The sequence below is a fragment of the Pontibacter sp. SGAir0037 genome (assembly GCF_005491705.1).
Taxonomy (GTDB): domain Bacteria; phylum Bacteroidota; class Bacteroidia; order Cytophagales; family Hymenobacteraceae; genus Pontibacter.
The window spans coordinates 4,549,839-4,575,139 of record NZ_CP028092.1 but is presented as its reverse complement, the minus strand read 5'-3'; the positions used below and the strand labels follow the sequence as shown (position 1 = coordinate 4,575,139).

General features: G+C 43.2%; 18 protein-coding genes. 5 read left to right on the top strand and 13 right to left on the bottom strand.

What is annotated here, in order from left to right; translation table 11 throughout:
• Positions 1 to 29: 29 nt before the first annotated feature.
• The 5 genes from C1N53_RS18970 to C1N53_RS18950 form a co-directional block, all read right to left on the bottom strand.
• Entirely contained in the window at positions 30 to 1,469 is a 1,440-nt protein-coding gene (locus C1N53_RS18970) for a SusD/RagB family nutrient-binding outer membrane lipoprotein (protein WP_137760813.1), read from the bottom strand.
• A 29-nt stretch (positions 1,470 to 1,498) separates the two neighbouring features.
• Positions 1,499 to 4,750 carry a SusC/RagA family TonB-linked outer membrane protein gene (locus tag C1N53_RS18965; RefSeq protein WP_137760812.1) on the bottom strand — a complete coding sequence of 1,084 codons (3,252 nt, stop codon included), beginning with the start codon at positions 4,748 to 4,750 and terminating at the stop codon, positions 1,499 to 1,501.
• A gap of 674 nt (positions 4,751 to 5,424) precedes the next feature.
• Positions 5,425 to 7,578 carry a ferrous iron transport protein B gene (feoB, locus tag C1N53_RS18960; RefSeq protein WP_137760811.1) on the bottom strand — a complete coding sequence of 718 codons (2,154 nt, stop codon included), beginning with the start codon at positions 7,576 to 7,578 and terminating at the stop codon, positions 5,425 to 5,427.
• A gap of 7 nt (positions 7,579 to 7,585) precedes the next feature.
• Positions 7,586 to 7,837 (bottom strand): FeoA family protein, encoded by a 252-nt coding sequence (locus tag C1N53_RS18955; RefSeq protein ID WP_137760810.1) that lies wholly within the window; start codon positions 7,835 to 7,837, stop codon positions 7,586 to 7,588.
• 304 nt (positions 7,838 to 8,141) lie between these two features.
• Complete coding sequence (locus tag C1N53_RS18950) at positions 8,142 to 10,595, bottom strand: bifunctional UDP-N-acetylmuramoyl-tripeptide:D-alanyl-D-alanine ligase/alanine racemase (protein WP_137760809.1); 2,454 nt, start codon at positions 10,593 to 10,595, stop codon at positions 8,142 to 8,144.
• Between the two features lie 172 nt (positions 10,596 to 10,767).
• Here C1N53_RS18950 and C1N53_RS18945 point away from each other — a divergent pair, with 172 nt between their 5' ends.
• Entirely contained in the window at positions 10,768 to 11,718 is a 951-nt protein-coding gene (locus C1N53_RS18945) for an EamA family transporter (protein ID WP_137760808.1), read from the top strand.
• Positions 11,719 to 11,789: 71 nt separating this feature from the next.
• On the opposite strand, the gene C1N53_RS18940 is transcribed toward C1N53_RS18945, so the two are convergent.
• From C1N53_RS18940 to C1N53_RS18930, 3 genes are all read right to left on the bottom strand, one after another.
• Positions 11,790 to 12,161, bottom strand: a complete 372-nt coding sequence (locus C1N53_RS18940; RefSeq protein WP_137760807.1) for a hypothetical protein — start codon at positions 12,159 to 12,161, stop codon at positions 11,790 to 11,792.
• 172 nt (positions 12,162 to 12,333) lie between these two features.
• Positions 12,334 to 14,919, bottom strand: coding sequence for a DUF5686 and carboxypeptidase regulatory-like domain-containing protein (locus C1N53_RS18935; protein ID WP_137760806.1), 2,586 nt, complete (start codon positions 14,917 to 14,919; stop codon positions 12,334 to 12,336).
• 190 nt (positions 14,920 to 15,109) lie between these two features.
• Complete coding sequence (locus C1N53_RS18930; protein WP_240773278.1) at positions 15,110 to 15,988, bottom strand: DMT family transporter; 879 nt, start codon at positions 15,986 to 15,988, stop codon at positions 15,110 to 15,112.
• A gap of 140 nt (positions 15,989 to 16,128) precedes the next feature.
• Between C1N53_RS18930 and C1N53_RS18925 the strand changes: the two genes are divergently transcribed.
• Positions 16,129 to 16,608: a regulatory protein RecX gene (locus C1N53_RS18925; protein ID WP_137760805.1), complete on the top strand. Its 480-nt coding sequence runs from the start codon at positions 16,129 to 16,131 to the stop codon at positions 16,606 to 16,608.
• Positions 16,609 to 16,664: 56 nt separating this feature from the next.
• Here the strand turns inward: C1N53_RS18925 and C1N53_RS18920 are convergent, their stop codons facing one another.
• The 5 genes from C1N53_RS18920 to C1N53_RS18900 form a co-directional block, all read right to left on the bottom strand.
• Positions 16,665 to 17,297: a DUF4230 domain-containing protein gene (locus C1N53_RS18920; protein ID WP_137760804.1), complete on the bottom strand. Its 633-nt coding sequence runs from the start codon at positions 17,295 to 17,297 to the stop codon at positions 16,665 to 16,667.
• A 60-nt stretch (positions 17,298 to 17,357) separates the two neighbouring features.
• Positions 17,358 to 18,263: a 1-aminocyclopropane-1-carboxylate deaminase/D-cysteine desulfhydrase gene (locus C1N53_RS18915; protein ID WP_137760803.1), complete on the bottom strand. Its 906-nt coding sequence runs from the start codon at positions 18,261 to 18,263 to the stop codon at positions 17,358 to 17,360.
• Positions 18,264 to 18,338: 75 nt separating this feature from the next.
• Positions 18,339 to 20,771, bottom strand: a complete 2,433-nt coding sequence (locus C1N53_RS18910; protein ID WP_137760802.1) for a YfhO family protein — start codon at positions 20,769 to 20,771, stop codon at positions 18,339 to 18,341.
• A gap of 156 nt (positions 20,772 to 20,927) precedes the next feature.
• Positions 20,928 to 21,848, bottom strand: coding sequence for a hypothetical protein (locus tag C1N53_RS18905; RefSeq protein ID WP_137760801.1), 921 nt, complete (start codon positions 21,846 to 21,848; stop codon positions 20,928 to 20,930).
• A gap of 9 nt (positions 21,849 to 21,857) precedes the next feature.
• On the bottom strand, positions 21,858 to 22,133 hold the full coding sequence (locus C1N53_RS18900) for a DUF4834 family protein (RefSeq protein ID WP_137760800.1): 276 nt from the start codon (positions 22,131 to 22,133) through the stop codon (positions 21,858 to 21,860).
• 328 nt (positions 22,134 to 22,461) lie between these two features.
• Here C1N53_RS18900 and C1N53_RS18895 point away from each other — a divergent pair, with 328 nt between their 5' ends.
• From C1N53_RS18895 to C1N53_RS18885, 3 genes are all read left to right on the top strand, one after another.
• Positions 22,462 to 23,187, top strand: a complete 726-nt coding sequence (locus C1N53_RS18895; protein WP_137760799.1) for a DUF3891 family protein — start codon at positions 22,462 to 22,464, stop codon at positions 23,185 to 23,187.
• A gap of 104 nt (positions 23,188 to 23,291) precedes the next feature.
• Positions 23,292 to 23,609: a thioredoxin family protein gene (locus tag C1N53_RS18890; RefSeq protein ID WP_137760798.1), complete on the top strand. Its 318-nt coding sequence runs from the start codon at positions 23,292 to 23,294 to the stop codon at positions 23,607 to 23,609.
• 99 nt (positions 23,610 to 23,708) lie between these two features.
• Complete coding sequence (locus C1N53_RS18885) at positions 23,709 to 25,163, top strand: DUF4403 family protein (RefSeq protein ID WP_240773277.1); 1,455 nt, start codon at positions 23,709 to 23,711, stop codon at positions 25,161 to 25,163.
• Positions 25,164 to 25,301: the final 138 nt, after the last annotated feature.

Genomic DNA, 25,301 nt, shown 5'->3' with positions numbered 1-25,301 from the left:
AAAAGTTAATTTTTAAATTACGAAATTTATTACTGCACATCCCACCATACTCTTGCATCCTGAGTGTCTCCACCAGTAAGCCTTGCAGCAGCAGCATTAACAGCTGCTTCGTTGGTAGCATACTCACTCTGTGCATATACATATCTACGCGGAATTTGTCCGCCAGCATTTGTGGCAGCTGGAGCAGGAGTTAACTCTGGATATCCAGTTTTGCGCCAGATATTCCAACCTTGTAAACCATCTGGGTAGAAGGCTATATAACGTTGTATAGCTATTTTCCTTGCGTTATCAGTCCCAAGCTGAACTCCTGCTTGTGTTAAATAATTATTAGGCATAGTAATACCCCATTGCTCAAATGAGAATCTAATTCCGGCATTATAAACGTCAGTAACATTTTCAGTGGTCCACCCAAGATTTGCTGCTTCTGCTCTTGCTAAAGCAACATGAGCAGCAGTTATAATATATACTGTGCTACTTTGTGTTCTTAAATCACCTCTTAAAATTCGAGCCCAATTTGTGTTAGCGCCTGTAAATGCCTCTGCATTTGCCCGAGCTAAGCCATATGGAACACCAACATTTGAACTTGCATTCGAATTTGCCTGATTTGCCAGATCGTTAGCTCCACCAAAAGCATTTTGACGTAGATCACTTAAAGATCCCATTAAACTTGTCATAGTTGCGCTTTCGGCATAGTCTCTACGGCCATTATACAAAGACCAGTAGTCGCTTGGGAAATTACCACCTGGATAAGCCACATCAAAATTTTCAGCGTTAGTACTAATATAACCAGCTGAATGATTAAGAGCTGCTTTAAATTCAGTAGCCGCATATCCATTTGCATCAGGGAATCTTTCTGAAAGCTGAAGTGCCATCAGCATACGCAAAGAATTTGCAGCTCTCTTCCAAGATGCCACATCTCCAGCATATATTACATCACCTGAAATTAATGAAGCATTGTCAAATGAATTCACTGCATCAGCTAGCGTACTCAACATACCTCTATAAACATCTTCTTGAGTATCATAAGCCGGAGCTGTGTTAACACCTGTTAAAGCTTCACTATATGGTATATCTCCCCACCTGTCTGTAATTGTCCAGTAAATATACTGCTGCAATATTCTGGCCACCTGCGTCATATTATTGCTTTGGTTAGCATTAATGATTGTTTGCAGATCTTGTAATGGACCAGAATAATTACCAGTAAAAGATAACTGTGGCAGCGAATAAAGCGACTCATCAGTATATTGTGTCTGAGAAAAATACTGTGAGTACAAACCTGGCCTTGTTTGAAAAGCGTAGCTTCCCATTTGGGCACCTACGTTAGTCAATAAAGCACTTAAGATTGGTTCCGTCGTAGCAGCGGGATTAACGTTTGTATCACCAAAGTCACTAAAAAGCTCACACCCCGATACTCCTACTAGTAGGAAGCCAGCAAATGCATATTTATATAATCTTTTCATTTTATTCATTCCTATTTCTTTACTATTACCCACTTTAATTAAAATGTAACTCTCAGATTAAAACCTAAGCCACGTGTGCCTGGTAGCTGTCCTGTTTCACCTTGGAGGGCATCAATCTCAGATGGATCAAAATCTGGAGTCTTAGCATAGATTAACAGAGGATTTCGGGCAACTAACGAGAAGTTCGCATTTTGAATAACATTACTTAAACCAAATCTTTTAACTGGGATATTGTAGCCAAGAGACAGTTCACGAAGCTTCACAAAAGTTAAGTCATAAACAAACTCATCAAATGTCTTATTTGTGTTAAGCCCATGGAAATAATCTTGTGCTTCTACATAGTAATCTACAGGCTCACCATCAGCATTCACGCCAGATACATGTACGCCACCCCCATCGGCAACTGCATCTCTTATTGGATTGCCCTTATCATTTATAGTTGCAGTACGTGCAGTTAATCCACTATAAGATCCAAACATATTTGATAAAGAGACGAATTTGCCACCAACTTGATAGTCGATGTTTACATTAAGAGTAAAGTCTTTTAAGAAGTTAAATGAGTTCTGTATACCTCCTGTGTGATTAGGCAACACACTACCAAAGAATACATTCGGATCATTTACGTACAATCCGTTCTCATCTAATACAGGTTGACCATTAATTCTCTTTATACCGTTACCATATATTTGTCCCCATCTCATGCCTTCCTGATGCACCATATATGGCATCGTAGATCCCCATACACCTGCAACAGAAATTCTAGTTACATCATATTCAGGACTCATCTCTACGATTTCATTTTCAATCAATGGAGACCAAGTACCAGTGATGCTCCATGAAAAGTTAGGCAGATCTACTGGACGAGCGTTAATTTGGAACTCCATACCTTTTTTGCGGATTTCGCCAATGTTTGTATAGATTGAAGTAAAACCACTAGCTCCATTTACTTGCAAAGAATAAGGGAAACCTACCTGTGCCTGCTCAAAATAAGTGGCAGATAATCCAAATCTATTGTTGAACACCGCTAAATCTAACCCAAATTCTGTTTCTCTAATAGTAGAACCAGTGATTTGTGGGTTTACTATCTGATCAGGTGTTGACATTAAGAAGTTATTACCCCACTTAAATTGGCCTACACCATAAGCCATACCTGGATAAATATAAGCACCAAAGCCAGTATTACTACTCCCTAAAGCTTTAGGTGCTTCTCCCCAAGAACCTCTTAACTTACCATAACTCAGCCAAGTATTTGACTCAGGAACCAGATCACTAAATACAAACGATCCACCAAAAGATTTAGATAAAACTGAATTGTTATCAGCAGGCAAAGTAGAGTACCAGTCATTACGCAAGGTAACATCCGCAAACAAAATATTTTTAAAACCAAGTGTTGCTCTACCAAAAATAGCATTATAGGCTTCTTGCGACCTACCATTACCAATGCTTGCCTCATTTACAGAATTAGCTATAGTGAACAGATCAGGAACATTCAAGCCTTGATTTGTACTGGCGCTATTACTGTTGCTTCTTGCTCTGAAAAAGTCAGTTACCAAGTTAGCTTCTATACTAAAGTCATTGATTTTCTTAGAATATGCGGCTGCTATTTCAATATTTCTTCTATTAGAGAAAGTATTTCCAGTTCCATAATAACCTCGGGCAAATGCGTTATTACCAGTTGTCTGCAAGCCACTTTCATTTAAACGTGAGCTGTACCTATCTTCATAGAAAGTTGTATTTTGCTGTTTTCTATAAGTTGCAGATAATCTTAAATCGTTATTTATTTTGTAAGTAAATGTTAAATTACCATACAACCGATCTCGTTGATTCTCCATGCTGATCAGATCATAGTAGGTATAGAAATTATACCAGTAGTTTGCAGCATAAAAATTATTTGGGCTACTAGGATTGTAAGTGTTTGGATTAGCATGGTTCCATGAAGCATATATACCTTCAGGAGTTCTTAAGCCTCTAAGTTCTTCCATAATTCCCATGTCCAAATTCCGGTGAAACCATTGATTAAAAGAACCTGTAGATTGATTAGAATAATCATCCGAAATTTCTCCGTTTAAAGTACGGTTAATATAATTAACATTAGCGGATAGCTCAAAGTGACGATTAATTTCGTAAGTAGTATTTAGGAGGATTGTATTCTTATTTAAGCTAGAATTCGGAATAAGGCCTTGCGTATTTTGGTTACCATAAGTAAACCTCAATCGAAGCGCATCTGTTTCTTTGTTAAATGTAATAGAGTTATTTAAGGTAACACCAGTATTGAAATAATCTCTCGCATTATTTGGTTGAGGGTCAAGAGTCGCTGTTTGATAAGACCGGCTATGCCCGCCATACCATGCGTACCAAGGAATATATTCTTGGCCTAACATACGAGGTCCCCAGCTAGCATCATCACTATAGTCGTGGTAGTACTTGCCATCAAGAGCCTGCCACTCAACTGGATCACCTTCTTTCCAGTTATATTTTATTAAGTCTCCAGCACCACCTCCAGCATATGAGTTCTGGTAATTTGGTAATATATAAACATTTTCAACCAAAGCGCCTAGATTGAGTGTAACTCCTAGTCCATCAGTCTTTCTACCTTTTTTAGTAGTGATTACAATGGCACCATTAGCCCCCTGAGATCCGAACTGCACAGCTGCTGCTGTACCTGATAATACAGAGACATCTGCAATATCATCTTGGTTAATATCTTCTATATTTGGAAGAATTGTACCATCTACTACATAAATAGCACCCTGGCCTGATCCAAAACCAGCTGCTCCACGAAGCCTAACTTCTGTTTCTCTGCCAAGTGCTGCAGCGGATTGGCTTCTCACTTGTAAGCCTGCCACTTTTCCAGCAAGGGCATTATTAACATCTGGTTGGCGAATCACATTTAGCTTTTCATCTGTTACTACCTGAGAGTTAGTGGTTGTTGTTCTTGATGTTCTGGTAGTACCGTACGCACCGGTTATAACAACTTCGGATAGCTGTTGTGCATCTACTCCAAGACTCACATCAACTGTTGAAGCAGTACCAATATTACGTTCAACAGTAGTATAACCGATAAAGCTGAATTGAAGTGTATTGTTTCCTTCTGGTACGTTAATTGAATAATTACCTGTGGCATTAGTAGCAGTACCTACTTGTGTACCTTTTACTAAAACGGTCACGCCCGGAAGACCTTCATTGGTAGTAGCATCAGTTACCCTACCTGTAATCGTCCTACTCTGTGCCATAGCTTCTTGAAGAAGAGCAGACAGCAGAAAGAAACTTAGAAGTACTAGTCTTTTCATTTGTTGTTAGGTTAAGTTATAGTTGTAAAAGTAATTAAGAGAATATAAATTTATACAATATGGAATTTATGCCCACCTATGTAAAATCAATAATCCGAAATTTAAGCAAAAAAATCAAAGTTTAAACAATATATAATAAAATTCGCAATGGCTAATTATTAATTTACAGGATATGTTATAGTACAAGTAAGGCTCATTTTTATTAAACAATTTCCCATTAAATTGTTGAAGTAAATCAGCTACAGAAATATTATAAGTAATAACACTTAATACAAACCTGAACACGAAGCACTATTAATTTTCAACTTAAATCTGCAGGTAATAAGCTTCATTCAAGAATAAGTAAAGTAGTAATCTTCAATTTTACTTAAATTTAACTTAACAAACAAAAAATTTACACCTATAAGACTCATTAACTTCTTCTACAAATCAATATAGGATGATATTTAAAAGGCAACAGCAGACCCTAAATTCAAAATTATCAGGAAATAATATAAATTATATACGAAAAGAATGCAGAAATAGATTAGATACACTTTAAAGTGTATCTAATCTATTTCTGGCATCAACTGTTGAGATAGTATCTTTATCAGGATGTAATTAATTATTATGATAGAACAAATGGTATTAAGGATAGATAATCTTGTTCATCAATTGAAGTAACGGTAGAGCAACTACCTAAAAACCTGAAATGTAATGAATGCCGCCACATACGCTAACCCGCTCATGTAAAGTAACTGGGCCAGGGGCCAAGTCCAGCTTTTGGTTTCGCGGCGCACAATGGCCAGTGTGCTGATGCATTGCATCGCAAACATATAGAATACAAGCAATGAGAAGGCGCGGGCTGGAGTAAAGAATGGTTGCCCCTGATCGTCTTTCTCGGCCATCAGCTTGTTTTTAATGGTACTTACATTCTCTTCTTCACCAATGCTATAAATGGTGGACATAGTACCCACAAACACCTCGCGTGCGGCAAAAGATGTAAGTAGGGCTATACCAATTTTCCAGTCGTAGCCCAATGGCCTGATAACAGGTTCTATTGTACGACCAATAATACCGGCGTAAGAAGACTCTAATTGAGCAGAGGCTATTTGGTTTTGCACCTGTTCTTCAGAAAGCCCCTTGCCGTCAACTTGCTGCAGTACCTGCTCTTCTACTGCTTCAAAACTATTCCCAGGCCCGTAAGAAGCAAGCACCCATAACACAATAGAAACAGCTACAATTACCTTTCCGGCTTCAAAAACAAAGGTCTTCGACTTTTCCACAATGGTTAAACCAACATTCTTCCAGCGAGGCATTTTGTATACCGGGAACTCCATGATAAAGTAGCTACGTTCACGGGCTTTCAGAATCTTCTTCAGCACCCAGGCAGAAAGTACGGCTGCCAGAAAACCCGTCAGATAGAGTCCCATCAACACCAACCCCTGCAGGTTCAGAAAACCAAAGTAGTACGTTTCGGGCACTACCAGCGCAATAAGTACAGTATATACAGGAATGCGTGCCGAGCAACTCATCAGTGGTGTCACAAAAATCGTGATCATGCGGTCTTTCCAGTTCTCGATGGTACGAGCCGACATAACCGCCGGTACAGCACAAGCCACACCGGATATAAGCGGCACTACACTTTTACCATTCAGGCCAAACTTGCGCATAATCTTATCCATCATAAAGGTAACACGGGCCATATAACCCGTCTCCTCCAGTATGGCAATAAAAGCAAATAATATAGCAATCTGAGGAACGAAAATAAGCACTCCTCCCAAACCGGCAATAACACCCTCTGTTAGCAGGTTTATTAACGGCCCGTTAAAATTTTCTTGTATCAGTTCATTTAAACTGGCAACCCCAACATCTATCAGGTCCATGGGGTAACTGGCCCAGGCAAAAATGGCCTGAAACATCAGAAACAGCACCATAAAGAATATCATGAACCCAAATACTTTATGGGTAAGTACCTGGTCGATGCGGTTACTTAACCTCTCATCCTTACTTACCTTCTCCACTTTTACCACATCCAGCAACACATCGTTGATGCGGGCATAGCGGGCAATCGTTTCATTAGCCTGCTGTGTAGTAGAATGAAATCCTTCTGCTGCTAACTGATCTTCGAGCCACGCCTTATCTTTTTCGGACAGAAACTTCAGGCTCTTATACTGATGCGCATAATGCAACGCCAGATAATCATTCTGCAATTCAAAGTAAGCTCTGATATTTTTAACCAATGGCTTCACTTCTGCTGGAATTGCGAAGAATTTAGAAGTAGTGTTAGCCAGCTGCTGGGATATTACAATTTTTAAAGCTGCCACTCCAGCACCTTTTCGCGCATTCATAGGAATGATAGGCACCCCCAACTCCTTTTGCAGCGACTCAATATCAATCTTTATACCGGCCTCTTCAGCCACATCCATCATGTTCAGCGCAAGCACAGCTGGTATCTGTAAATCTGCTAACTGGGTAAACAGCAGCAGGTTTCGCTTCAGGTTTGAGGCATCAGCTGTAACTATAACCAGGTCAGGATAATAATTTGATTTTGGATCGTATAAAAGATCTATAATTACACGCTCATCTAAAGACTTTGGATATAAGCTATAGGTACCAGGCAAGTCGATTATCTGAGCTTTCTGGTTTTGCGTGATCTGGCTAATACCAGTTTTTTTGTCGACTGTAACACCAGGAAAATTCCCCACCTTTTGGTTAAGGCCCGTAAGTTGGTTAAAAAGGGAGGTTTTACCTGAATTTGGATTACCTATCAACGCTATTTTAGCTACCGCACGACTGGCTGTTGCTCTTTTTTCTTCTACTATTTCAGGCTGGGCAGTTACAGACATGTATTATTTACTTCTTCAGCAATATGGTTTCGGCTTCGTCTAAACGCAGGGAAAGGGTATAGTCGTTTATTATAATAGTAATCGGGTCACCAAGAGGTGCTTTACTGTTCATTTTCACCTCTGTACCAGGAATACAACCCATTTCCAGCAGTTTTAGCGCCATTTCAGGATCATTCAAAGAACTTATCACTCCGTACTCGCCTACTTTTAAATCGCGTAGACTTTTCTGCACCTGCTTCTCTTCTTTCCTGTTTTGCACTTGTAGCTGCTTTTATTTAGACTGTTTATAAACAAACGCAATTTACAAGCTGTTCACTTCTAAAGCAAAAGAATTAGGTTAATGTGCTGATGTGTTAATTGAATAATGTGCTAACCAGGTAATGTGCTACCTAAATCAGAAGATATGTTCGTGTACTAATGCTAATTGAGCAGCGCGAATTAGAGGTTTTAGAATTAGCTCCAGAATTTATTTTGAGTTACTCATTTGTGAAGGGAAAAACTTTATTAAAACATTAATAGATTACCTATTAACACATTAGCACATTAAATCATCAACACATTAACTACTCCGCATAGAACACCCGCTTTACCCTGGAACTCACGTTGGTAAGAAGTTCATAGGGAATAGTGCCTATCTTTTTTGCCAGTTCTACTAAAGTTAATTGTGGGCCGAATACCGTTACTTCGCTCCCTGCTTTTGCCTCTATGCCTGTAATATCTACCATACACATATCCATGCATACATTACCGATAACAGGTGCATAACTCCCATTAACAAGCACCTGCCCTACACCATTGCTGAACCGACGGTCGTAGCCATCGGCATAGCCAATAGCAATAGTGGCTATTTTTTTATCCACATCTGCGACACCCTTTCGGCTATAGCCAACCGTTTCGCCTTGCTTTATTTCTTTTATCTGGGAAATAGTGGTTTTAAGTGTGCTCACGGGCCGTAGCGCCTCCTGCTCCGATCCTGTAGCTTCTACACCGTACAAACCAATACCCAGGCGCACCATATCTAACTGATGCTGTGGAAACCTTACGATACCAGCTGAATTGAGGATATGCTTGATTACTTTGTAGCCGATGTTCTCCTCTACCTCTGCTGCCAGTTTTCTGAAGGTAGCAATCTGTGTTTCAGAAAAATCGTTGTGCAGTGCTTCGTCGGCTCCGGCCAAATGGCTGAAGGTGCTGATAACCTGCACCTGCTGGTACTGAGACAGCAAAGAGAAAAGCTGTTTAAAATCACCGGCAGTAAAGCCAAGGCGATGCATACCGGTGTCCAGTTTCAGGTGAATCTTAAAAATCCCTGATTTAGGTAAAGACATACCAAAGGCCTCTAATTGCTCCAGCGAATATATTTCGGGCTCCAGGTTATACTGCCTCAGTTTTGCAAAACTATCGGAAGAAGGGTTCATAACCATAATCGGGACTGTAATGCCATGCTCCCGCAGCATTACCCCCTCATCGGCATACGCTACAGCCAAGTAATCCACATTGTGGAACTGAAGCAGGTTAGCTACTTCAAAACTCCCGCTTCCGTAAGCAAAGGCTTTCACCATTACCATCAGCTTGGTACCTGGTGCTATTTTAGAACGGTAAAAGTTCAGGTTATGCACCAGTGCATCCAGGTTCACTTCCAGCACAGTGCCATGTACCTTCTGCTGAAAAGCCTGTACAATTCTTTCAAACTCAAATACCCTGGCTCCTTTTATCAGGATTACCTCGTTCTGAAACTGTGCTGGCCTGAACTGCTCCAGAAACTCTGTAGTGCCCGGAAAAAAAGTACAATCGCAGGCGAACTGGTGGGCATGAGCGGAAATGGTGGTTCCGATACCAATCAGCCGCTGTACCCCACGGGCCTGCACCAGCTCTGCTACCTGCTTATAAAGCGCCTCTTCCTGCAAGCCCGATTGCAGGAGGTCAGAGAGTATAAGCGTGTGCTTTTCTCTTTTTGGCTGGCTTGCCAGCAGGTCCAGTGCTATAGCCAGTCCAGCCAGATCGTTATTATAAGTGTCGTCTATCAGATAGCACCCGTTAATGGCTTCTTTCATTTCGAGGCGCATCGCTACTGGGTGCAGCCTGTCCAGCCTGTCCTGTATCTCATTTAGAGGCAAACCGCGGTAAAGCAACACCGCCAGGCAGTGCAGTACATTTTCTACCGAAGCCTCATCTGTAAAAGGTATAGCTAAACGCTGTTTCTGCCCCAGATAGTTATACACCACGATAGTCTTATGGCCAGCTGCTGTCATACCCGAAATAGTAACATCTGCTTCACGGCTGCGCGACCAGGTAAACGTTTTTAATTGCTTTTCTTTTACCGCCTGATGGATCAGTTCATGGTCAGAGCAGTAAAAAAGAAGTGCTGTAGCCGAAAATAACTTCAGCTTTTCTGCTACTTTCTGCTGCCTCGAGGCAAAGCCTTCGTCGTGGGCACTGCCTATATTCGTAAAAATGCCCCAGGTTGGCTGAATAATAGATTGCAGGTTATCCATTTCGCCAGGCAGTGATATGCCTGCCTCAAAAATACCCAGTGTATGGTTTGAGTTTAATTGCCATACCGAGAGCGGCACTCCAAGCTGCGAATTGTAACTGCGCGGACTTTTTACCACCTGCTCATCTGCACTTAGCAGCTGTGCCAGCCACTCTTTCACAATGGTTTTACCATTGCTGCCAGTAATCCCAATAACAGGTATCGAAAACTGTTTCCTGTGCCATGCAGCTACATCCTGTAAGGCTTTCAGGCTATCTTTCACCTCCAGGATATTAGCCTCCTTCAGCTCCTGCTTTAGTTCCTCGCTGGCCTTTTCTACCACAAATTGCCTTACCCCCTGCTCATAGAGGGAGGCAAGATACCTGTGCCCGTCGTTCCATGTACCTTTTATAGCAAAAAAAAGAGTGCCTGCAGATTGCGATAACTTACGACTATCGGTAAATAATTGCTGCACAGGCACTTGCTGCACATACTGCAACACCTGCCCTTGTGTAATAGAAATGAGCTCCTGAAACTTAAGCATAGTTTATAAATTCTGCTTCAAAGATAGGCAAATTTAAAAGCAGGCAGGTATTGCCGGCTCTCACTTCTGCTAACTATATGCTTCCTGGCTCTAAACATTTTTCATTACAAAAGTACCCTGTCTCATTTACCTGATGTATTCTTTCTGTACTTTTGCGCCTTATTTTCCTGAAATGAAGACACTAAAGGCAAACCCATACTATGCAGCCGGTATTGCGGCATTTGTTATCTGGGGATTTATACCGTTCCCACTGAAAGCACTGGCTGCGTTTCCCAGCGGCCAGATCCTGTTCTTTAGAATAGCCTTATCTATTGTTTTTTTACTGATCATCTCCCTGTTATTCCGCAGGAGAAGCATCAGGAGCACAATACAGCAAGTAAAGCAATCTGCCGCCAGAGAGCGGAGGCTGTTCTTCACTTATACTTTTTTGGGAGGCCTGCTTCTTACAGTAAACTGGCTTTCTTTTATCTATGTCATTAACCATATCAACATTCAGACAGGCTCTTTTTCTTACCTGCTTTGCCCTATTTTAACAGCTGTACTTGGGTTCCTGCTGCTAAAAGAGCCACTACGAACAAACCAATGGCTGGCAATCGGGCTAAGTGCTTTAAGCTGCATTTTGGTTGGCACCGGAGAAATAACCAGCTTACTTTATAGCCTGTTGGTTGGCCTGAGCTATGCTTTTTACCTGATCACGCAGCGTTTACTAAAAGTATACGATAAGATTGTACTGCTTAATCTGCAACTGATTCTTGCGTTTGCCTTTATAGCTCCCTTTTACAGCTACTTTACAAGCGGAACCACACCAGCATTAAACACGCATTTCTTTCTGAACATTGCAATGCTGAGTGCTTTATTTACAGTATTACCACTGTTCCTGAACCTGTATGCCTTAAAAGAACTCACCTCGGGCACCATTGGGATACTTATGTACATAAACCCGCTCCTCAACTTTATAATGGCTTTCCTGTATTTTAACGAAGAAACCACTCTTACTAAAGTTATGGCTTACCTGCTCATTTTTGTATCGGTTATTATTTACAACATTAACCTGAAAGGCAGAAAGAAAACCGGAGCAGGCATGGTGATACCACCTGTAGGCACTACGGCCGTGGTAAAGTAATACCTTTCCAGAACAAGAAAGCCATACCTAGACATGTAGGTATGGCTTTCTTGTTCTGGAAAGGTATGCTCTTATTGAATATCACTTGTTCCATCCACTCGCCTGTTTGACGGCGTTCTGGGAGTTGGTTTTTGGTTAGGGTTCTCTTCCAGCTGCCTTTGCTGATCAACTCTGTTCATTTCTCTTGCCGATGAATCTACGTTAGAAGGTAAATTACCAAACTGATCGGCCTGGTTACCTGTTCTGGCAGTATCTCCTACTGGTGCAGGGCGCGGGTTGTTCAGGTTAGCAGCAGATGGGTTATCTTCCACAATAGCGCTGGATGTTCCGGCTCCCTCTTCCACTAAATCTTCCGGAGCTCTTTCCTGTCCGCAACCATAGGTGAGGGCTGCTACAAAAGTAAGTGCAATTCCTTTTTTAAGTATATCTATAGTCTTTTTCATGTCTGTAAAATGTTATTTCCTTAATTTTAACGACCATGAAAGTTTTTGGTTGTAAAACAGCTATAGCAGCATTTATTTAAGGCTGTTAAGCTGGCTTTTTTGTCTTAAATTTTACAGTAGCACGCCTTCAAGCTGCCTCTAAAGTACAATTAAAGACACTATACAAGCTACCTCAGAAGCCAAGCCCGATCCTAAAGCCTGTGTGCACTTTCTGTTTCTCCTGAAAAGCAGTGACAAAATCAATACGCAGTACTTTAAGAATATGCTCCACACCCAGATTTAGCTCCAGGTAATTATCCGATTCTTTTGTATACAGGTAATGCAAGCCTGCCACTTCCTGCAACTTCAGGTGGCGGAATAAAGGAATTTTATTAAACAGAAAGCCATTAAAATGATGCTCAAAATGCCCTTCCAGGTACGCATGGCTGGTACTATAGCGGTAATAATCTAGCAATTGAAAGCCTTCGTAAGCACCTGCAAATACAGTTCTGTTGCCGTTAAAGTGCTTAAGATCTACCACTGTTATATTTTCTTTGCCCCAGAAGGTGCCTCCCTGCACACTATAGCTGCTGGTTCCGAGTAAACCTAAATCCAGGTCATCTGTAATGCGCATGGCTATGGTTTGGTATTTTACGTCGCTGCCTAATATACCTTTTATACCTGCCCTGTAACCAAACGAGAAAGTAGGATAACCTGTATTAATATTAATTTTCATATCAGGACGGGTAATGTAGCGTTGTCCGGGCCTGTAGCTAAGTATAACAGATGTAGTTAATGCCTGGTTTTCCTGAAAAGAAGCATCTGCCAATTCTGCATTTACAGGTACATTAGAAGTAAAACCTGCTGATTCACGCTCTCTGAAGGTAAAGTAGGTCGCATTCTGCAGCGGAATGCGATTCGCATAATTCACAAAGGTATTCAAGTACACGCCGTTCAAGACTTCTCTTCTGAAGCTCACCTGCCCATAATCCCGCTGATACAGCTTCATGTAGTTCTGGTGCATAAAGAGCGTATAAAAAGTATTTGCAAAAGAAGAGATAGGCTCCAGGTTATTGAGCTGCTCTACATACCTGCCACCTTCTACAGCTATAACACTGCGCTTTACCGGGTTATAGTTATAGCTAGCCCTTAGCCTTACATTTAGCTGGCTGTTGGCAAACCCGTAGCGGATCGCAGGAGCAATTTCGTAGTTGCGGCGGTCTTTGTACCGCTTCGTATAGCGCGTTGCCAGGTTAATAACGGCACCTTCCACTGTATTGTACTGAAGCAAGCTTTCGCCACCCCGTATATTAAACAAAGGCACTACTTCATAGGCTTTTCGGTCATAACTGTTGGAGTAAGTATAGCCCCTTATAAAGAGGTTCCCGACAGATGGCTTGTTACGAAGTCTGTCTACTGAGTCTTTATACTCCCGAGAAGTTACAATTACCTCCAGGCTGTCTTTTGTGTGATAATCCTGGATTTCCTCTCTTGTTAAAGGAACAGGCCTTATAGCAGCCCAGTAAGCAGAGTCGCGGGCATTAGCTTCCCGCTCTATCACCAGCACTTCTTTGCTAAATAGCTTTTCATCGTGAATAGGCGGCTGCTCCTGTGGTGTAGCTTCTTTAGGCTTCACCAGCTTAGGCCGCTTTTTCCGGGCAGGTTTGGCAGCCACAACCTCCGGAACAGTTTCTTCAGGCGCTGGCTCTTCCAGCGCAGGGGGTTTACTGTAAGCAGCCTGCACTTTATAGTTTGAATAAGCTCCTGTTATGTTTCCTCTGCCCTTAAAGCCCATGCCGGAAGCTTCAAAATTATACTTCTGTGAAACCAGCATCCACACGTTTTCCTGCACCGGGGCATACACCTGCTGTACCCGGATAAAATCGACAAACTCTACACCAGCACTTTTGTTCAGGCGTAAGTCGATGCTGTGTATGCGCCAGCTGCCATCTACTATATAGATATTACCTGAGAATACCGGATCGTTTTTGCGGCGGGGAATTACTTTTATTTTGTTGATGGTGCGCCCGTTTTCCTGGAAAGTACCCAGGTATTCGTAAGCATAAAAGAAGAGTGCATTGCTTGCAAGCGGCGAAACAAAGCCTCTTTCGCTCAAGCCCTCTACTTTAAGCAGGTTCTCATAAAAACTGATGTTCATTTCTGAGGCCTGGTTAAAGCTGAAGCCTTTCTTTTCGCCACTCACGCGCGAGGATATCATGCGTTCGTTTATTTTATTGGGCTGCTTAAAGTGTAGCTGCGACACAGATTCCGATAAGTAAACAATACCCGTGTCTACGTCAACCACTCTTATACCTAACACCTTCCCTGGCACTTTATCCATCCGAACCACACATTTCATATACACTTGCGCGCTCCAGGCCAGGGCTTCCTGCAAGTGATATTTCCGCAACCTGATGGCATTGCGCATGATGGCATAAGCAGGATCTTCATCGGAAGCCCGCACAATCACTTCTTTCAGGTGCAGCGTCTCCGGAGTAAGCTGTACGGTCAGCTCCTGGTTAGCCTCTCCTACTGTTATGGTTTTGATTTCAGCCTTATAGCCAACAAACTTAAATTCCAGGGTATAGGCTCCCGGAGGCAGTTGCAGCTGAAAATAGCCTTGCTCATTACCGCTGGTTCCACTGGCTGTTTCTTTTATATAGATACTGGCAAACGGCAAACCCTGCCCCTTCTCATCTAGTATGCGCCCGCTTACAACAGCAGCATTAGCAAGAAAGGGTAGCAAAATACAGCACAACAAGAAATACAATCGGCGCATGCTTTCATCAGGATTTAAACGCAGTTAGAGACGGATAACAAGTATAATTGGTTTGTTATCTGCTAAAGAAAACAGAGCAAAAATGACTTATTTACCCTTACCTGCGTCTGATGCGACTATGGCAACGCAAACTTTTGCTACTTTGTGTTATGCACACCTATCTTCTCTATAAATATATTTAATTTATTTATTAAATAGATGCTCTTTTCTGAATTTGATTTACCTGCTGCTTTGCTAATCTGTTTTTGTAGGCCACATTAAGCACTACCCCTACCAGCACCAGTGCCATGCCAAGGTAAGACCACAGTGTAAAAGTCTCGCCAAAGAATATAAACCCAAAAGACAGGGCGTAGATAATGCCCAGGTAATTCAGATTAGCAACTTTGGATATTTCTTCTGCCTGGTAAGACATAGTCATGTAATACTGCCCCAGTTGCGTTAGTACGCCCACTAGTAAAAGCATTGCCCAATCCCAGCCCTGAGGCTGCACCCAATTAAACAACGATAGAACCAGCGTAACCGGAAAGCCTACCAGCGGAAAAGAAAGTACAATTACCAGCGGATGCTCCCGCGCATTCAGCCTTCTTACCAAGCCATAAGCCACGCCCGAAAAAACGGCCGACAATACACCTAACCATATATAGAAAGGATCTGCGCTTATGTCTACTCCCTGTATCACCAGTATGCCTCCAAACGAAACAGCAAAGAAGAGCCATTGCCACGGCTTCACCTGCTCCTTTACAATAAATATACCCAGGATGGTGGTGAAGATAGGAGCCAGGTACTGTAGTGTAGCAGCTGTTGCCAACGGTATTTTTTGCAAGGTAGTGAAGAACAGCATCAAGGCAATTACACCCGATGCTCCTCTGGCAAACAGCAAACCGTAATTGCTGCTCAGTGCTTTTACTCCTTTGCTCCGAAGCACAGCATAGCTCATTACCAGCGAAATAGCTGACCTGAAAAAGATAACCTCCACCGCCGGTATATGCGACACCAGTTTTACGCACAGATTCATGAGCGCAAAAAAGAAGGTTGACAGCAACATATACTTTACACCTTTCGAAAACATAATTTATTCTGATTGTAAGGGTGCAAAGGTAGCTTTTTATAAGCTGGCAACTATCGCAGGCATATTATTACTAATTTTGAATCTGGCGCACTTGCCAGGTGTTATATTTCTATACCATTGCTTCAGCACTTTTCAACTACATGGACCAGCAGAAGAAAAAGAAAACCTATACTCCCAAAGAGGCTCTTGTAAAAGCTGCTGCCTACTGTGCCTACCAGGACCGTACACAGCAGGAGGTGCGGGACAAACTATATTCTTACGGCCTGGAGCCCGACGATGTGGAGGAGCTTATTATACGCCTGAGCCAGGAAAAAATGATTGATGAAGAACGCTATGCGCAATCTTATGTCCGGGGTAAATATGGTTTAAAGAAGTGGGGCCGACGCAAGATTATGCAAGGGCTTAAAGCCAAAGGCATCTCTGATTACTGCATCAAGCAAGGAATGAAAGAAATAGACCCGGAAATCTATGAACAGAACCTGCATAGCCTGCTGGAGAAAAAAAGTGCCTCCGAAAAAGAAAAGAATCCTTTCCAGCGCCGCCAGAAGCTAACCTACTTTATGCTCAGCAAAGGGTACGAAAGTGATTTGGTACAAGACGCACTGAAGCAGTACGAGTAATTTATTTAACAGCCTTTTGCACACTGCGAATGGCTGTAGCAGTACCATTAGCTTGATCACCTCTTTTGCGGCATTTGAGGATTCTGTATAGCCCGCTGTTGCACCAACACTACTTTTCGGCCTGTAATTTCTTCCAGCATCGGCTTGAGTATCTTTTCGGCATTTACCTGCGTCTGGCGCAGGATGCCAGCATTCAGGGCTGCATTTTTTACGTTTTCTTCGGCATAACGGTAGCTTTCCTGCACCAGGTCAGCATCCTGAAAATAAGTATTCTCTTTCGAAAACACTTTCGATTTGCTATGATCCAGCTTGTAGTAGCATATTTCCGGCTGCGGCACTGCCACCTGCACCAATGTATCGCCTCTAAAGAAGATATCCTCTTCCCGGATTTTAGTAAAGTCGATACAACCTACAGCTTCACCTGTTACAATAAGTGCTATTTTGGAATTCGGAATCCAGCGCGACACTTCCTTCTCATACTCTACCACATCCTTAAAGTTATACCGCACCAGTTCCATTTTCCCCAGCTCATCTACCGAGGTAAGTATTGTATTATGGTTCACAACCACTTCAGGTTCTTTCGTTTCATTTGTACCTAACAAAGAATCCTTTAAACGCCATACAAAGAGCACGGCAGCAATTATCAGCAATAGAGGAAGTAACTTGATAAAAAATCTTATAAGGGGCATTTTAGCTCTTTAGGTTTAAACATGCACTTAACAAAGATAGGGCAAAACAAGTGCCAAATACTAAAGCACCAGCCCCATCCGCTCTTTAAAACCCGCATTGCCTTGTAAGCCACCTGTATGAAGTGCTACAATACGGCTGCCTTTCGGAAAGAAGCCTTGCCGGATAAGGTCGTAGAGGCCGAACAGCATTTTACCAGTATAAATTGGCTCCAGCTGCACGCCGTGTTGCTGCTGAAAGTACTGCATAAACTCTAGCAGCTCCGGCTTTACTTTGGCATAACCTCCAAAATGATAACCTGTTATAAGCTGCCAGTTTGTAAAGCTTCTGTTGCAATAGCGGCTAACAAGCTGCTCCACCTCCTGCTGCAGAAACTCGCCGCCTTTTAAGGCCGGGAAACCCAGCACCTGCTTCTCCCCTGACAGGCCTGCAATAATCCCGGCTATTGTTCCTCCCGTACCGCTGGCACAACAGATATAGTCATAGGCAATCTCGATGTCCTGCACTATTTCTGCACAACCCTGTACAGCTAAATTATTGGTTCCTCCTTCGGGTAGCAGGTAAGGCTGGTTAAACTGCTGTAAAAGTGCCTCCAGAAACATAGGTTCCTGCTTTTGCCTGTACTGTTCGCGGCTTACATAGTGCAGCTCCATACCACAGGAAACCGCAAAGCTTAAAGTTGGGTTTAATGGCAGGTGCTCCTCCCCCCGAATTATGCCAACAGTTTTAAGTCCGAACGCATGACCTGCTGCTGCTGTGGCTGCAATATGGTTAGAATAAGCTCCTCCGAATGTTAGCAAGACTTTCTTTTGCAAGCGCTGTGCCTCCTGCAGGTTATACTTTAGCTTGCGCCATTTATTACCCGATATGTGCGGGTGCAGCAAATCTTCCCGCTTCAGCCAGAGACTTACCTCCTGTGCTGCAAAAAGTGGGTCATGTAGTTGTTGTAAAGGTGCAGTTGCTATCATGGTAAAACGAAAGCCCCAGTTTTCAGGCTGAGGCTTTTTATAAAGTTTAGGATGAACTCAGTGAAATTCGCAGGTTTATGTATCCAAAGCATCAGGCTTAGTTCCCCTTTTTACGCCATATACCACAGCACCTATAACCACCAGCATCAGCAGAATAGAAGACACTAACGATACTGTATTACCTGTTTCATAAGATGAAGGAGCAAAACGAAACTCAATGGTATGGCTCCCGGCCGGCACCTGCATGGCACGTAGCACATAGTTAGCCCTTATATGCTCCACCGGCTGCCCATCTATATAAGCCTGCCAGCCCTTCGGGTAATATATCTCTGAAAATACAACCATACCTGCCTGTGCTGCCTGGTAAGTGTATTTCAGATAGTTTGGCTGATAATCTGTGAGTTTAATACTTGCATTTTCGGCCGAGAAACTGCGCTGCTGCACTGGGAACTTCTCAACATCTACAACAGCAGTTCTGGCTGCCTCAAAGTCGCTGAGTGCGGCCAGTTCTTCATCGGGAGAATTTACAGCCTGCACCTCCTGCACAAACCAGGCATTACCCAATGCACCGGGCACACGCTGTACCGGCTGCTGCTGGTTACCGGTGATGGCATAGCGGGTGTTAAGCATGCGCAGCACTTCGATGTTATTTTGTGCAATATGATGCTCAATCAGATCCTGGTAACGTCGCAGTTTGGCTCCGTGGTAACCGCCCACTGATTTATGGTAGTAAGACGTGCGGGCATCCTGGAACGGGTTCGGAAGATTGATAACACGGTAGCTCAGATACTTATCCTGCAGAATCAGCTGATCGGCTTGTGTAGGCTGGAAATAATTTGCGATAGGGTTCTTCTGGAAGTCATCGTTGTTCAGGTAACGTTTGTTCACAGTCCAGAGATCGCCTAATGTTAAAATGCCTACACCCGCCACAGCTATAAGTGCTGACACTTTGTTTTTCAGAAATACATACAGCAGCCCTGCAGCCAGCACAATCAGGATAAGGGAGCGTAAAGCATCTGAACGCATCTCGGATTCCCGGTCGGCCCGAATGGCATCTATCGGGTACTGCGCCTGTATGAGCTGCTGGTCAGAACCTCCCACAAAGTTGGCTGTACCAGCAAACAACCATACCAGCAGGCAAAGCCCTCCTGTTATGCCTGCTGCGTAGAGCAGCTTTTTGTCTATGTTCGGAATAAGCTTGTAATCGCGGAGCAGCGTGTAAAGCGCCAGCATGCCCAATAATGGTATAGTTATCTGTGCAATCACCAAAGCCGATGAAACAGCCCTGAACTTATTGTAACCCGGGAAGTAATCGAACATCAGGTTATTAAATGCTTCGAAGTTATGCCCCCACGACAGCAAAAGCGACAGCACTGTAGCGGCTACCAGCCAGATACTCCAGCGCTTATCTACTATAAGCAGGCCTAATATAAATAGAAAACACACAATGGCCCCAACATAAACAGGACCACTGGTAAAAGGCTGGTCGCCCCAATAAAGCGGTAACCCTTCCTTTACAATCTGCTCTGCCTGCCCGGCAGGCAGCCCCATGCGTACAAAAGCATCGTAGGTCTCGGAGTTTGTGCTTAACGGCACTTTACTGCCACCACCATAAAAATGAGGAATCAGTAAAGTCATTGATTCAGACACGCCATAGCTCCACTGAAAGGCATATTCCCGGTCAAGCCCTGTTCCGGTCTGGGCACCGCTGTTAGGGGCTGACAACTCTGATTTACCACGAATGGAGTACTGCGAATATTCGGCTGTTGTATAGAGGCGTCCAAAGTTTACACCTGCAGCCAGAATGGCTCCTGCCAGCAACAGCAAGCCACGCTTGAACAGGCCTGCAAAACGGTTTTCCCGGATGGCAAAAACTACTTCCGCTACAATGAATACCAGGATCATGAGCAGCATGTAATAGGTCATCTGCAAGTGGTTAAAGTGCAGGTTCAGCGTAAGCCCCAGCGCAAACAAGGCTGCCCCTATCCACATGTTGCGGCGCAAGGTGTAAAAAAGCCCGCCTAACACAACCGGTATATAGGCTATGGTTAAGGATTTGGTATTGTGCCCCGCCTCCAGGATAATGAAATTATAAGAAGTAAAAGTTATAGCAACAGCTCCTACCACCGACAGCCATACATTCATACCCAAAGCCAGCATAAGGATATAGGCACCAAGTAAGGTAATAAAGATATTCCCCGCTAAGGCAGGCATATCAAGTGTAAGTACTTTATGAATAAACCCGGACCAGTCACCCGAATAATGCGTGTTGATAAGATAGGCTGGCATACCGGAGAACATCGAGTTTGTCCAGAGAGGTTCTTCTCCTGTGGCTGCCCTGAAATCCTGGATTTCTTTATCGGCACCCCTTGCCTGCATGATGTCCTGCTGCGGAAGACCTTCGCCATTAAAAAGTACCGGAGAAAAGTAAATAGCCGTGAGCAGCAGGAAAATGACAACAGCCACTACATGCGGCAATACATTACGTTTAAAATCAATAGAAGCCATAGTATCTTTCGAAAACCTCAAAAACAGAGCCTGAAATTAGTTTTTTTATTTCACTTCTGCACCATATACCTGCTAAAGGCTTGTTTCTTCGCTAGAAACAGAGAGGCCTGGCAATTTACGATCACCAGGCCCCTCTGCATATTTCCGAATTCCTATTTATTTACTTTTTCCTGCCCCAAACTGAAACTGTAGGCCAAGCGAAGGTATAATGGTCATACCGGAGAAGCTATATACATTGTTCTCCAGTAATGGATAGCTGCCATAGTTCTGATAATACATTGTTAGCGCTGGCAGCAGGTATACATACCTGTACCCGATCTTTCCATTTACAAATATTCCGAAAGAAGGAAAGTTATTTCTTTCTGTAAAAGCATCTACCCGCACTATATCTTCTCCATACTTCTTAAACAGGCGGCCTGGCTCAAAGCCGTACTTAATAAACGTATGGTTGTAAACAGCTCCAAAAGCAATGTGCCCTTTTTCTTCTTCTACACCAAAAGATTTGCTGAAGATTAGCGGAATGACTACGTCTCTGCGCGATGCTGTAAAGCCTATGACAGGCTGTAACTTATTCAGGAAAAGTTTATTGATAATGCCAGACTGCTGGCCCGCATACTGTATGCCTACGCTGCCATACCAATCTCCCGCACCGGGGTTATCAAACGTGCCGGTTGGCCCCATAAACTGGTACATAGCATCCAGCACATGCGCACCCGAAGCATATTTATAGCCTACATCAAAGCGTGGTGCAAGGCCATAGCGCACATAAAAATCGAACGTAGGCCCAACAGGATCGAGTGCATAGGCTACAAGTGCCTTAGAGGCTACATCTATCTGGCTGTTGTAGTAAACAGAATCTTCCCGGGCCAGGGCATCCACAGCAGCTTTTGTAATATCGTCTAACTGGCTTAAAGGTGATGTAGCTATATTACCGCCTGCATTAAAGCCTACCCTGATCTGACCCGGTGCTGTTACCTTTCCAGAGTTGATGACAGAGCGGGGAGCTGTACAGCCTGCCATTGCCCCCAACAACACGAGCACCCATGCATAATGGGGAAATGGAAAAAATCTGCGCATTTTGTTTCTCTACTTCACTTCTTCATAATCCACATATTCGCCGCCATCAAAGCCTTTGTTTTTAGACTGATCAGGTATATAGTCAATCTTTACATTGCCATTGCCGGCTCGCTGGCTGTTTTGCTCCTGCTGGCGCTGTTGCTGGTTGTTTATGTTACCATAGAAAAAGGTGCCGTTGCGCATACTCTTCTTCACAAACATTCCTAATAACCACCGAAACAGAAAAGGTGCGACTAAACGAATTAAAAAAATAATAACTAATGTCGTGAATATGAATTTGATCATGATATCTGGTGTAAATAAAACTACAAATGCTGCTGTTGGAATCTTAGCTCCCTGCTAGAAAGCACTATACTTCTTATACAACTCTTTTGCCAAATCTTTGTTACCTGCCGTTTTGACTGAAAACTTTGATACACAAAGATAGCTAATTTTCAATTCTGCCTTTACTTAACTCATAAACCTGTAGCAGGCTAACAAGCAATTAGGCAAGTATAGCTAGCAGCATTAACCAACTATTGTACCTCACAGCTCTACCGTTTAAACAGCCTTACCTAACTTTTCATTCAAAAAACAGTTCTTCAGTTTTAGCAAACAATTTTAAGCGACTCCTATGATTGTAAATGCAATAGCTGAAGGCTGGGAAGTAATTTACCAACAGGCACATGGCGTATTGGCAGCACAGCTGGCCTGTTCCCTGAAACCTGCCTTACGCTCCCGCCACTGGGTAGAAACCATTATTGCTATAGCCAACCACGACAACAGGCAGAAGACCTGGCATGGAAAGGATGGATTAACCAAAGCAGGCGCACCAGCTGATTTCACCTTGCTACCTGTTACCATAGAACAGGCCAAAGACCTGATGCAGGAGGTGCGGTTCCAGAGCCAATGGGTAACGCTGCTGACATCTATGCACATGAGCTACCTGTATGAGAGCCAGCGAGGCAAGAGCAAAGACATAGCGGCTTTTATGGATGAACAGGTGGCGCTGCAAAAGCGATGCAGGAAAAGTGTTGGAGTAAACAAACAGGAAGCAGAGCAGGCGTATACCATTATGCAATGGTGCGATCGCCTTTCCCTGATTCTATGCCGAAACGAGCTGCCCGAAGACGAACGTACACTTGAAATAACGGCTGGCCCCGACGGAAATACTTACTTTATAAAACATTTAAAAGATAAAGCCATTCAGGTAGCTCCCTGGCCTTTTGAGCAAAATAAGCTGGATGTTCAGGTAGAATACCGTACGCTGCAGCAACTGCAATACAGCAACGATTCGGAACTGGCACAAGCCCTGCACAAGGCAGAAGTAAAGCGGAAGACATGGACATTAGCCAGGTAAGCTGCTCGCATCTATTCATTAACCAATGTCAGGCTTTCCTCGTCTATACAAGCAAAAAAGCTGGTACAGGTGAGCCTGCACAGTTTTAGCTAAACCAACAACCAATGACTATTTTAGAATCAAACGATAAAGAACTAAGACAGCTGATTTTTCAAAAGCCCAAAGTAATTGTAAAATTTACAGACGAAAACTGCCCCATCTGTAAACAACTGCACCCCAAATTCAATCTACTATCTACAGCTCCTGAATATGAAGGCATTACCTTTGTCAGGATGAATGCCAAAGAAAATCCTGTATCCAGTAAAGAAGTAAAATTAACGGGTACGCCCTTCTTTGCTATTTACAGAGAAGGTAAACTAGTAGATTGCGGAATTGCCGCCACTGAACAGGAACTCCGGAAAATGTTACAGGCTTTGCTGTAGTCCTGAAAAATTAAATTTCACGGCACAAACCTTGCAATTGATAGCTGAAATGAAAAAGCCGTTGTAACTTGCATCGCTATTTTTTAAATCAGCTTATACGTGAGAAAGTTAACTCAAATAAACACCTTCTTTTTAGCAATCTTCTGCTCTGGTACTCTGCTGCTGCAGGGTTGCACCAGCACTTCGAAACTTAATGCAGATTCACCTTCAACTGCTGTAGCAACAGCTCCGGTATATCAGCCACAGCTTTCCTCTATCTCTGTGCCTGTATCGGTTTCTATAGCCACTATAGAACAAAAGCTTAACCAGGAGCTGAACGGCATTCTTTACAAAGACGATAAATTAGATGACGATAACGTTGCCGTTATAGTGTCTAAGAAAAGCCGCATGAGCATTCGTGCCGAACAAGATAAAATATACTTCAGCATTCCCCTGCATATATATGCCAAAGGACGCTGGAAATGGGACCCTTGTAAGTTCTGCCCGGCTATTGATAAAACAGAAGACACGTCTTTTGATATGGTAATTAAAACAGAAAGCAGAATTGGCCTGACCGAAGACTACAAAATCAATACAATTACCAGCGGCAACTTTGAGTGGGGCGAAACCAAACCAACCCTGCAACTAGGGCCTTTAAAAATAGGCTTAGCACGATTTGTGGAGCCTGCTTTACGTAGCCAGATGTCTGCTTTATCTAAGCAACTGGATAAAGAACTGCAAAATTACCTCGATATGCGCAAGTATGTGGCAGATGCCTGGCAACTGATACAGCAGCCAGTAAAGATAGACGATAATCTGAATGCCTGGCTTTCTATTGTCCCTAAAGAAGTACGCATAGCTCCGCTTGTTGCTAAAAACGGAGTTTTGAGCACAAGACTTGGCATTTCGTCTTACATAACTGTATCTACAGACGGCAAGCCACAGGTACAGCTAAATAAGAATCTGCCAAAGCTTATTGTAGACAGCCGCATGGGGGAGGATATCCAGATTGGTTTAACGGCCACCATTCCGTATGCACACGCCAGCAAAATGCTGCATGAGCAGGTAGCTAACCAGACCTATAAGTTTGATGGCGATAAAAGCCAGGTAACTGTTAAAGATGCCGCCATTACACCAAGTGGTGAGCAACTGGTGCTGATGCTCGATGTAGACGGTAAAACGAAAGCTGGTATTTTCACGAAGAAGATTGTTGGTAAGGTATACCTGCGCGGCACACCCTATTATGATGCCCCATCAGCCTCTATCAAAGTACGCGATGTTGATTATGACCTGGATACAAAAGACAAGCTATTAAGCACTGCCAGCTGGCTGGCAAAAAACAAGTTCAAGGACATGATTCAGAGCCAGGTAAACATCCCGGTGCAAAGCCAGATAACGGCAGCTAAAAGCATGTTACAAACCACCTTAAACCAATCAGGCAGAGTACATGAGTCGGTGTTGCTGCGCGGTACTATTAAGGAGATCACACCGGATAATATTTACCTGACACCTGAAGGCATTAAAGCCATTGTAACAGCGAAAGGCAATATGACAGCCACAGTAGATAAACTATAACTGTATTAACCCGGATTATACAAGCGTTGGGTGCCAGCTAGTGCTGGCACCCAACGCTTTTTTTGGGCCATATCAGGAGTTGGTAAAGCATCCGGTTATTGTATAAACTAACTAAATAGCAAAGCAAGACGTATCAAA

Bases quoted from the DNA above. Each gene is read 5' to 3' on its own strand.
- C1N53_RS18970 (WP_137760813.1), bottom strand. From the start codon at position 1,469: ATGAATAAAATGAAAAGATTATATAAATATGCATTTGCTGGCTTCCTA.
- C1N53_RS18965 (WP_137760812.1), bottom strand. From the start codon at position 4,750: ATGAAAAGACTAGTACTTCTAAGTTTCTTTCTGCTGTCTGCTCTTCTT.
- feoB (WP_137760811.1), bottom strand. From the start codon at position 7,578: ATGTCTGTAACTGCCCAGCCTGAAATAGTAGAAGAAAAAAGAGCAACA.
- C1N53_RS18950 (WP_137760809.1), bottom strand. From the start codon at position 10,595: ATGCTTAAGTTTCAGGAGCTCATTTCTATTACACAAGGGCAGGTGTTG.
- C1N53_RS18945 (WP_137760808.1), top strand. From the start codon at position 10,768: ATGAAGACACTAAAGGCAAACCCATACTATGCAGCCGGTATTGCGGCA.
- C1N53_RS18940 (WP_137760807.1), bottom strand. From the start codon at position 12,161: ATGAAAAAGACTATAGATATACTTAAAAAAGGAATTGCACTTACTTTT.
- C1N53_RS18935 (WP_137760806.1), bottom strand. From the start codon at position 14,919: ATGCGCCGATTGTATTTCTTGTTGTGCTGTATTTTGCTACCCTTTCTT.
- C1N53_RS18930 (WP_240773278.1), bottom strand. From the start codon at position 15,988: ATGTTTTCGAAAGGTGTAAAGTATATGTTGCTGTCAACCTTCTTTTTT.
- C1N53_RS18925 (WP_137760805.1), top strand. From the start codon at position 16,129: ATGGACCAGCAGAAGAAAAAGAAAACCTATACTCCCAAAGAGGCTCTT.
- C1N53_RS18920 (WP_137760804.1), bottom strand. From the start codon at position 17,297: ATGCCCCTTATAAGATTTTTTATCAAGTTACTTCCTCTATTGCTGATA.
- C1N53_RS18915 (WP_137760803.1), bottom strand. From the start codon at position 18,263: ATGATAGCAACTGCACCTTTACAACAACTACATGACCCACTTTTTGCA.
- C1N53_RS18910 (WP_137760802.1), bottom strand. From the start codon at position 20,771: ATGGCTTCTATTGATTTTAAACGTAATGTATTGCCGCATGTAGTGGCT.
- C1N53_RS18905 (WP_137760801.1), bottom strand. From the start codon at position 21,848: ATGCGCAGATTTTTTCCATTTCCCCATTATGCATGGGTGCTCGTGTTG.
- C1N53_RS18900 (WP_137760800.1), bottom strand. From the start codon at position 22,133: ATGATCAAATTCATATTCACGACATTAGTTATTATTTTTTTAATTCGT.
- C1N53_RS18895 (WP_137760799.1), top strand. From the start codon at position 22,462: ATGATTGTAAATGCAATAGCTGAAGGCTGGGAAGTAATTTACCAACAG.
- C1N53_RS18890 (WP_137760798.1), top strand. From the start codon at position 23,292: ATGACTATTTTAGAATCAAACGATAAAGAACTAAGACAGCTGATTTTT.